5 protein-coding genes are annotated in these 8382 nt (G+C 58.1%); 2 read left to right on the plus strand and 3 right to left on the minus strand.

Going from position 1 to position 8382, the window contains the following annotated elements; all coding sequences use genetic code 11:
* Window positions 1-206 precede the first annotated feature (206 nt).
* On the plus strand, window positions 207-2801 hold the full coding sequence (locus VEH04_10245; GenBank protein HYG23151.1) for a DUF3516 domain-containing protein: 2595 nt from the start codon (window positions 207-209) through the stop codon (window positions 2799-2801).
* A gap of 19 nt (window positions 2802-2820) precedes the next feature.
* Here VEH04_10245 and dinB read toward each other — a convergent pair whose 3' ends face one another.
* Entirely contained in the window at window positions 2821-3909 is a 1089-nt protein-coding gene (gene dinB / locus VEH04_10250) for a DNA polymerase IV (protein ID HYG23152.1), read from the minus strand.
* A gap of 108 nt (window positions 3910-4017) precedes the next feature.
* On the opposite strand from dinB, the gene VEH04_10255 reads away from it, so the two are divergent.
* Entirely contained in the window at window positions 4018-4770 is a 753-nt protein-coding gene (locus VEH04_10255; GenBank protein HYG23153.1) for a CorA family divalent cation transporter, read from the plus strand.
* Between the two features lie 34 nt (window positions 4771-4804).
* Here VEH04_10255 and VEH04_10260 read toward each other — a convergent pair whose 3' ends face one another.
* Window positions 4805-7516 carry a 4-alpha-glucanotransferase gene (locus VEH04_10260; GenBank protein ID HYG23154.1) on the minus strand — a complete coding sequence of 904 codons (2712 nt, stop codon included), beginning with the start codon at window positions 7514-7516 and terminating at the stop codon, window positions 4805-4807.
* Window positions 7517-8131: 615 nt separating this feature from the next.
* A partial coding sequence (locus VEH04_10265) for a hypothetical protein (protein HYG23155.1) occupies window positions 8132-8382 on the minus strand: 251 nt, incomplete at its 5' end.

The raw sequence follows: 8382 nt of genomic DNA on the forward strand, positions 1-8382 counted from the left end.
TGCATCCTTGCCGCCCGGAAAAACCGATAAGTGCGAGAGACACTCAGATCCTGTCCGTGCGCTCGGCGTGGTTTGAGGGTCCTCCACCGGGCTGGAAGCCCGGCTCCACGGCAGGCAAGGATGCCAGCCGCCACGGGGGCAACAGGCCGCCGCTCCCCGCAAGCATAGCCTTCTCATTCCGCCTCCCGATCCTTACATTCGGCGCGGTGTCAAAAACCCTCTACGATCTTATTCCTCGCAACGAGCGTCTCAGCAACGACATTTTGCTCGGACGATTTCTCGACTACGCCGACGCGCGGGGATTGCAACTGTATCCCGCCCAGGAATCCGCGATCCTGGAGTTGTTTGAAGAGCGAAACGTGATTCTCAACACCACCACGGGATCCGGCAAGTCCCTCGTCGCCGCAGCCTTGCACTTCAAGGCACTCGCGCAAGGCCGGCGCTCGATCTATACGTGTCCGATCAAGGCCCTCGTAAACGAAAAATGGCTCGCGCTCTGCCGCGAGTTCGGGCCTGACAACGTCGGGCTCAGCACAGGCGACGCTTCCGTCAACCGCAACGCACCGATCCTCTGTTGCACGGCCGAGATCCTGGCCAACATTGCACTGCGCGAGGGTGCCGACGCCAACGTCCAGGATGTCGTCATGGACGAGTTCCATTACTACGCCGACCGCGAGCGAGGTTGGGCGTGGCAGGTTCCCTTGCTGACATTGCCGCAATCCCGCTTTCTTCTGATGTCAGCCACGCTGGGCGATACGGTCTTCTTCGAGGAGGAACTCCGGCGCCGCACAGGCCGCGAAAGCGTCACGGTGTCATCGACCAACCGCCCGGTCCCGCTGGAACACGCTTACTCCGAATTGCCCCTCGCGCGCACGCTGGAGACGTTGGTCGCAGATGGAAAGGCCCCTGTGTATGTCGTGCACTTCACGCAACTCGAAGCAGCGCAGAGTGCCCAGGATTTCACGAGCATCAACGTCTGTACCCGCGAGGAAAAGGCGGCGATCGGGGACGCTGTTGCAGGATTCAAGTTCAACAGCCCGTACGGTCCTGAAATCAAAAAGTGGCTGCGCCATGGAATCGGTGTGCACCACGCCGGCCTGCTGCCGAAATATCGCGTGCTGGTTGAGCAACTCGCCCAGCGCGGCCTGCTAAAGGTCATTTGCGGAACCGACACGCTCGGTGTCGGTATCAACGTTCCCATCCGCACCGTCCTATTCACCCGGCTTTGCAAATTCGATGGCCAAAAAACCGGGATTCTCAGCGCGCGAGACTTTCATCAAATCAGCGGACGCGCCGGCCGCAAGGGCTTCGACGATCGCGGCTGGGTCGTGGCACAGGCGCCGGAGCATGTCATTGAAAACCTGAAGCTGGCGGAAAAATCGGCGCGCGATGGCAAGAAAACGGTGAAACGCCAGCCGCCTGAAAAGAACTTCGTGAACTGGGACAAGAACACGTTTTTGCGCCTCATCGCCGCCCAACCCGAACGCCTGACGTCCCGCTTCCAGGTCACGCACGGAATGTTGCTGAACGTCCTCAGCCGCCAGACCGATGGATGCGCCGCCATGCAGGCGCTCATTCGCGATTGCCATGATTCACCCAGGCAGAAGCAGGCGCACATCCGGCGTGGCTGGCAGTTGTTCCGCTCGCTCGTCGAACGCAGGATCATTGAATTCATACCGCCGGTTCACGGCGCAGCCGCTGCGAACCGTGCGAAGGTTCGAGTGAATGTTGAATTGCAGGACGACTTCTCGATGGACCAGACCTTGTCGTTGTATCTGCTCGAAACGCTCCCGCTCGTTGATACCCAGCAGCCGGATTACGACCTGGTGCTGATCACGCTGGTGGAATCGATTCTCGAAAATCCCGACATCATCCTGCGCAAACAGCTGGATAAGGTGAAATCGGCAAAGATGGCCGAGATGAAAATGGCGGGCGTCGAATACGACGAACGCATTGAGGAATTGGAGAAGCTTGAATACCCAAAACCAAATCGTGAGTTCGTCTACTCGACCTTCAACGCCTTTGCGGATCGGCACCCGTGGGTCGGGCAGGAAAACATCAAACCGAAATCCATCGTTCGTGAAATGTTTGAGCAGTTTCGCTCGTTTGCGGATTACATCCGCGACTACGAACTCCAGCGCGCGGAAGGCGTGCTGCTGCGGCACCTCAACAGCGTGTTCAAGGTGCTGACGCAAACCGTTCCGGAATCGGCCAAGAACGATCAGGTGCATGAAATGGAAGTCTTTCTGGGATCAATGATTCGGCAGGTCGATTCCAGTTTGCTCGACGAATGGGAAAAGATGCGCAATCCCAACTTCCAACCAGCCGAAGCAAAGGAGATCCGGCCACCGGGAGCAGACGAAGCCGCCGCGGACATCACGCGCGACACCCGGGCCTTCACCGCGCTGATCCGAAATCGCATTTTCACTTTTCTCCGCGGCTTGGTCGTGCGCGACTTCGAAGGTGCGTTGATCTCGCTGCGCGACGAGGAGAAAGAATGTGGACAAGCCACAACGTCCGCCGACGGAGGAACCGAAGGGTGGACCGCACAGCGACTCCAGTCGGCGACCGAGGCTTTCGAAGCTGAGCACGGCCGGATTTGCCTCGATCCGAATGCACGCAACGCGCGGCACACCTATGTCGTTCCAAGCGAAGACAAGAAGACCTGGCGAATACAGCAGATGCTTGTGGATCCTGAAGAACACAACGACTGGATGGTGGAATTCCAAGTGGATCTGGCTGAGGCCAGGACAACCGGCCAGCCGCAGCTCCAGTTGCTCGCGCTTCGAAGTCTGGCGTGACGATGAGCCGGTGGGGACGCTATCGAGGCGCCTGGTAATTCAATTGCAGCTGTTGCGCAACGGGATCGCGCAACCCGGTGACACCCAGGCTCAATAATCGCAGCGGACGTTTCACCAGTTTCTCGCGCCCAAGCAGGAAGCAGCCGAGCCTGTAGATCTCGCGCGCCTCCGTAAGTGGCTCCTCAACCGTGATCTGCCGCGTTAAGGTTGTGAAATCGCTGTAACGCACCTTCACCTGCACCGTGTGCGCGCCCAAGCGGCGGCGCTTCAGCTTGTTGGCGATGTCGTCAGCCTGCGTTCTCAGGCAGGCGCGCAGGACGACACGATCCTCTGTGTCGCGGGCGAAAGTTTCCTCGCCGCTGATGCTCTTGATCTCATCTCCGAGTTCAAGCGGACGGTCATCGATCCCAAACGCAAACTGCTTCAGCTTCGGTCCGAAGGATCCCGCGAGTGCCCGCAGGTCACCGGGATAATCCTGCAAATCTCCCACCGTATTGATGCCCGCCTGTTTCAACACCTGTTCGGTGACGCGGCCAACGCCGTACAACGCACGCACCGCGAGCGGCCGAAGAAAACCCACCTTCTCCGAATCCAGAATCACCGTCAGCCCGTCCGGCTTTTGGTGATCGCTCGCAATCTTCGCCAGCAACTTGTTCGAAGCGATCCCAATCGTCGCAGTCAATCCGCGTTCGCTGCGAATTCGTTGTTTCAATTCCTCCGCAAGGGGACGGCTCGCGAGAAGTGCTGCGTCCAGGTCGTCAACGCAGGCGAGCTCGGAAACATCGACATAAGCTTCGTCGATGGACATCTGCTCCACGATCGCCCCTGTGGCAGCAACGATGCGCATGATCTCGCGCGACTCGTGCTTGTACTGTTCCATGCGCGGTCGAACAAAAATCCCATTGGGACACATCCGCCCTGCAGTCGCGCTGGGCATGGCTGAGCGCACGCCGAATTTCCGCGCCTCGTAACTGGCGGCACAGACAACCCCCCGCTGATTTGCCGGTGCGCCAACGATCACCGGTTTTCCGCGCAAAGCAGGTTGATCGCGCTGCTCCACTGAAGCGTAGAACGCGTCCATATCCAGATGAAAAATGATGCGCGGCATCGTGGCTTGCGCACATTGCGACAACCTCCTTCGCTCGGCAAGTTCTGCGTTGACCGGCACGCTGGGGCTGGACATTGTCACGGCCGAGAAACCTGACGGAGCGCCACTATGATCACACCTCCCACCTGGTCCCTTCCCGAAGCCATCCGCGTTCGCCTGGGTCAATCCACATTCGGACGCCAGCGCGCGATCGTCGAAGATGGCCACCTGCTCCTTATTCTAAATCAGCCGCCGGGACCCGACGATCGCGATCGCGAAGCCGCGTTGTTCTGGAGGACGCCGAAGGGTGAATGGCAGTTCAGCCGGGGCGGGCCGGGTCCCGGAAGCCTCAAGCGGTTCCTTCAGTCGTATACCGATCTCGAGGCCAGCCTCGCACAGCAATACGATGTCGCGACCGATACGCGGTCACTCTTCGAGTTGATTGAATCCCTCACGCCGCTTGTCCGATCCGCCCGAAACCTGCACCAGGCGCTGCAAACAGCCCGTGATGAAATCGGCAATGACACGTTTCTCATCGAAATGCGCGACCAGGCCTATGCCCTTGAACGCAACCTGGACCTGCTGCTGGAGGATTGCCGCAATGCACTGCAATATCGCACCGCGCGTGAAAGCGAGGTTCAGGCGCGGCTCTCAAAGCAAGCCCTCCAAGCCAGTCACCGCCTTAATATCCTCGCGGCGCTCTTCTTCCCCCTGACAGCTGTCGCAAGTCTATTCGGCATGAATCTCGCCCACGGAATCGACGATACGCAGGTCATTTATTTTTGGATCGTGGCAGCGGTTTCCCTGGTTCTTGGTTTTGTGATGAAGTCCTGGGTGCTCGGGAAACAAAAGGACGACGAAAAGCCGGACAAGCCAAACTGAACCCGCCGTAGCGCAACAGGTTTCCAGACCTGTCCTACTCGCGCCGCAACCGACCAGAGTCATCAAGCAACCCGCGCAGTTTTGCATTGAACCCCTCCGCCTCCGAAAGCTGCTCCAGCGTCAAGTGCATCCGATACCGCCAATAATGCTTCGGGTTCGCCGGAATATTGATGCGCTCCGCATCGACGTCAGCACTCCGCAACGTTCCATCCATTCCCATCAAATCCTGAAGCTGAAAAATGCTCCACATCGCGGGAGAAGCCAGATGCTGTCGCACGACCAGTTCGTTGAGTTCCGGTGAACATTCGGCCGGGGCACCTCCCTCCTGCTGCAATTCCTCTCGGTAAAATTTCTGGGTCAACGCTGGATCTTCCGTCCACCAGCCACGAATCGTGCTCATGTCATGCGTCGATGGCGTGACGACGCTCAGGTACGGCGCATCCGCAGGCCGCGAGAACGACACGCCCGGCGTCTTGGGCATGCGCTGAATCTCCAGGCTCAGCAAGCCCAGATCCTTCATCACGCCAGGAACAGATCGCGGAACAAGCCCAAGGTCTTCGCCGCAGATCAGCATGTCCGTGACCCGTTTCAGCGCGGGAAGTTTTTGCATCGCTCGATCCCGCCAAAACGCATCCTGTCTCTGGAAAAAATAGTCGTTATACAAATCCTTCAACTTCGCCTGAGTTGCTGTGTCCAACTGCCGGAACGACGATGTCTTCGCCATGTCGAATCGGAAGTGCAATTGCGGTCCAGCAGCGGTTGCCACTTCCAGCAATATCACATTGCTGATGAGGTCGAACAGTCCTGCCTCCAGCTTCTTGTTTTCCACGTTCGCAGCAATCTTTTCAAAATGGGTTCGCACTCGAAGCTGCGTTGCAAATTCCGGTTTCAAAGCATAGCGATCAGCGCCGGCTCTCCCGAGGAACTCTCGCATCACTTCATTAGCGGATGAGCCAAAGATTTCTTCGAGCACCACGCTATTGATGAACGGCTCGACGAACCGTTGCCGATCGTAATCAATGCCACGCGCGGCAAACACCGCCGGTTCGACGGACAATGCGGGATCAAACGAACCGAGAATCCCTTCCACGGCGTCGAGTGGAATACTCCAGATGCGAAAAAAACCCAGGATGTGATCGATGCGGAACGCGTCGAAATAGCGCGACATTTGCGAGAAACGCTGCTTCCACCAGGCGAATCCATCCTCCTGCATTCGCGGCCAGTTGTAGGTGGGAAAGCCCCAGTTCTGTCCCTTCTCGGCAAACGGATCCGGCGGCGCGCCGGCCTGCCGGTCCAGATGAAACAGCTCTGGCTGCTGCCACGTGTCAGCGCCATTCCGCGCAACACCAATCGCGATGTCACCTTTCAGCACGATTCCAAGCTGATGCGCGTGCGCGGCTGCAGCTTGCAGTTGCTGATCCAGATGGAACTGCACGAAGTAATGCAGCGCGACGGCATCATGCCGCGGCGACTTCTGCGAACTCAGGTCGGCCACCGTTGCGGGGCTGCATTCGCGATGCTTTGGCCATTTTCGATAATCGGCTGTGCCGTATTCGTCCCGCAACGCACAGAACACGGCATACGGGACAAGCCAGGCTTCACTTGCCTTGAAAAACTCGCGATAGGCGGAACTGCGAAAGGTCGCTTCCTTCTGCAACGAGAACAGGCGTTTGATCACTGTCCATTTCAGCGTCATAACCGCTTCGTAATCCACGGCGGGCATCGCATTGAGCCGTTTTCGTTCCGCTGCAAACTCCTTCAACGATGCGCGGGTGGACCGTGTCGCGACTTCATCGAGGTTCAGATAAAGCGGATGCAAGGCAAAGGCGGATACCGCGGCATAAGGATAGGAATCGACCCACGTGTGCGCCGCGGTTGTATCGTTGACTGGAAGGATCTGTATGAGAGAAAGGCCGGCCTTCGCACCCCAATCCGCAAGTCGCTGAAGATCGCGGAACTCGCCCACTCCCCAACTGGATTCTGAGCGAAGGCTGAAAACCGGAATGGCAACGCCTGCGCCATTCCAGTCGATCGAGGGAACCCTGATAAAGCCGTCGTTTAGTATTACGCGCCGTTCGTTCCATCCTCCTTCATCGACTCTCCGATTGCTGCCGCTTTCAAACCGAATAACGCCGCTCGCGCTGACGATGGCGTATTTGTATTCGATCGGAAACAACGCGCCACCCAGATCGAGATGCGCTGTCAGGTATTCATCTCCTGCAATTGCCTGCATCGAAACGCCGCGAGCTGGATCCCAGTAACCGAGGGCTTCCACATTGCCGAGCAGAACCACGCGTTCGTCAGGCCGAACGCCGGGGACCTTGATCCTGAAGGTGTGGGTGGCGGCATCCGGAACGGCTGATGCCGCCCGCGCATCCCTAGCCTTTAACAGCACGTCGCGAAACGGCTGTGTGTACAAGGCGTTCTCCGGATATCCCGCGGGGTTCCACGAGTCGAGGATCAGCGTTTCAACTGGGTTGATCATGGGTGCCGTGATAAGCCGCCCAGCACCCCAATCCATGTTGGTGCTGCCGTCGATGTCGCGAAAAACATAACTGTAGTTCAGGCCCTCCTTGGGAATCGCCGCTGCGTGCAAGTCCAGCACAGCCTGCCAATAATCGTGGCTGTGATACTGCATTGGCAGCGCGTTGCTCGGATCGTTGTTGCCGAGCGAGGGGATATTTCCGGTGACATGCAGACTTTCCCCGAGACGCGTGTAGTAGCGGAGGCGAAGGATCAGTTTCATGGTTTGACGGCAGCCGCCTGATGATCACGCTTTGCGCCCAAACTTCAACATCCGGGTGATCACCCCAATCGACCCTCCGGTCCGCCAACCTCATGAGATAAAGCGTAAGACTAGATGAGACAAAGATGTTGCTGGATACCGCGTTACGGCTTCGGCAAGTGGTCGGCGTTCACGGAGTTAGCCGGCTCGGTCGTAGCGGCGGGCATCCTTGCCTGCCGTAGAGCCGGGCTTCTCAGCCCGGCGGAGAAAACCGCACGCATTGCGGAGCGCTCTGGAACAACCGATGCGCCCCTCGCCCAGGCGGGCGCCGCCCTCTACGTTTCCGGTCCGAATTCCTCCTGCTCCGAGGCGTGGGGGGTCCAATGGGGTCGCATCTAGAAAGTTGACAATTAAATCTGGAGCTTGGAGACAAACCGATCACGCCCCCGCAACATCTAAACTCAACGGACTCGCCATACCCGCATCTCACTCAAGAGACCCTGTTTGTCAACTCTTTAGACGCGACCCCATTGGACCCCATTATCCACTCTAAAATCGGCTGTAAGACCCAATAACACAGCCAACATTGTAGCAACCCAGCCACTTGCTTCTGCGGCACAGCGAAAAAGACACCCGTCATCCTCGCTCTATGGAGTCTTCAATGAGTCGACACAACACTTCGATCGCACGTTCCTGATCTGGTGCGGCATACGAGAAAGCCGAAGTCAGTCCATCTCCGTCTTTTGCTGTCAGCGGCGGCGTGAAAGCGGTGGAGATGTGGCGGGTTGAAATTCCTGATGGCTTTTCGTTGGAAGTTCTTCTTTCCGCGTTGGTGTCAGACAAAGGATTGCCAATCTGACGTGCCTGGGTGATGAGGTCTGTGAAGC

The organism is Verrucomicrobiia bacterium, from assembly GCA_035629175.1.
Lineage (GTDB): Bacteria > Verrucomicrobiota > Verrucomicrobiia > Limisphaerales > DASXHY01 > DASXHY01.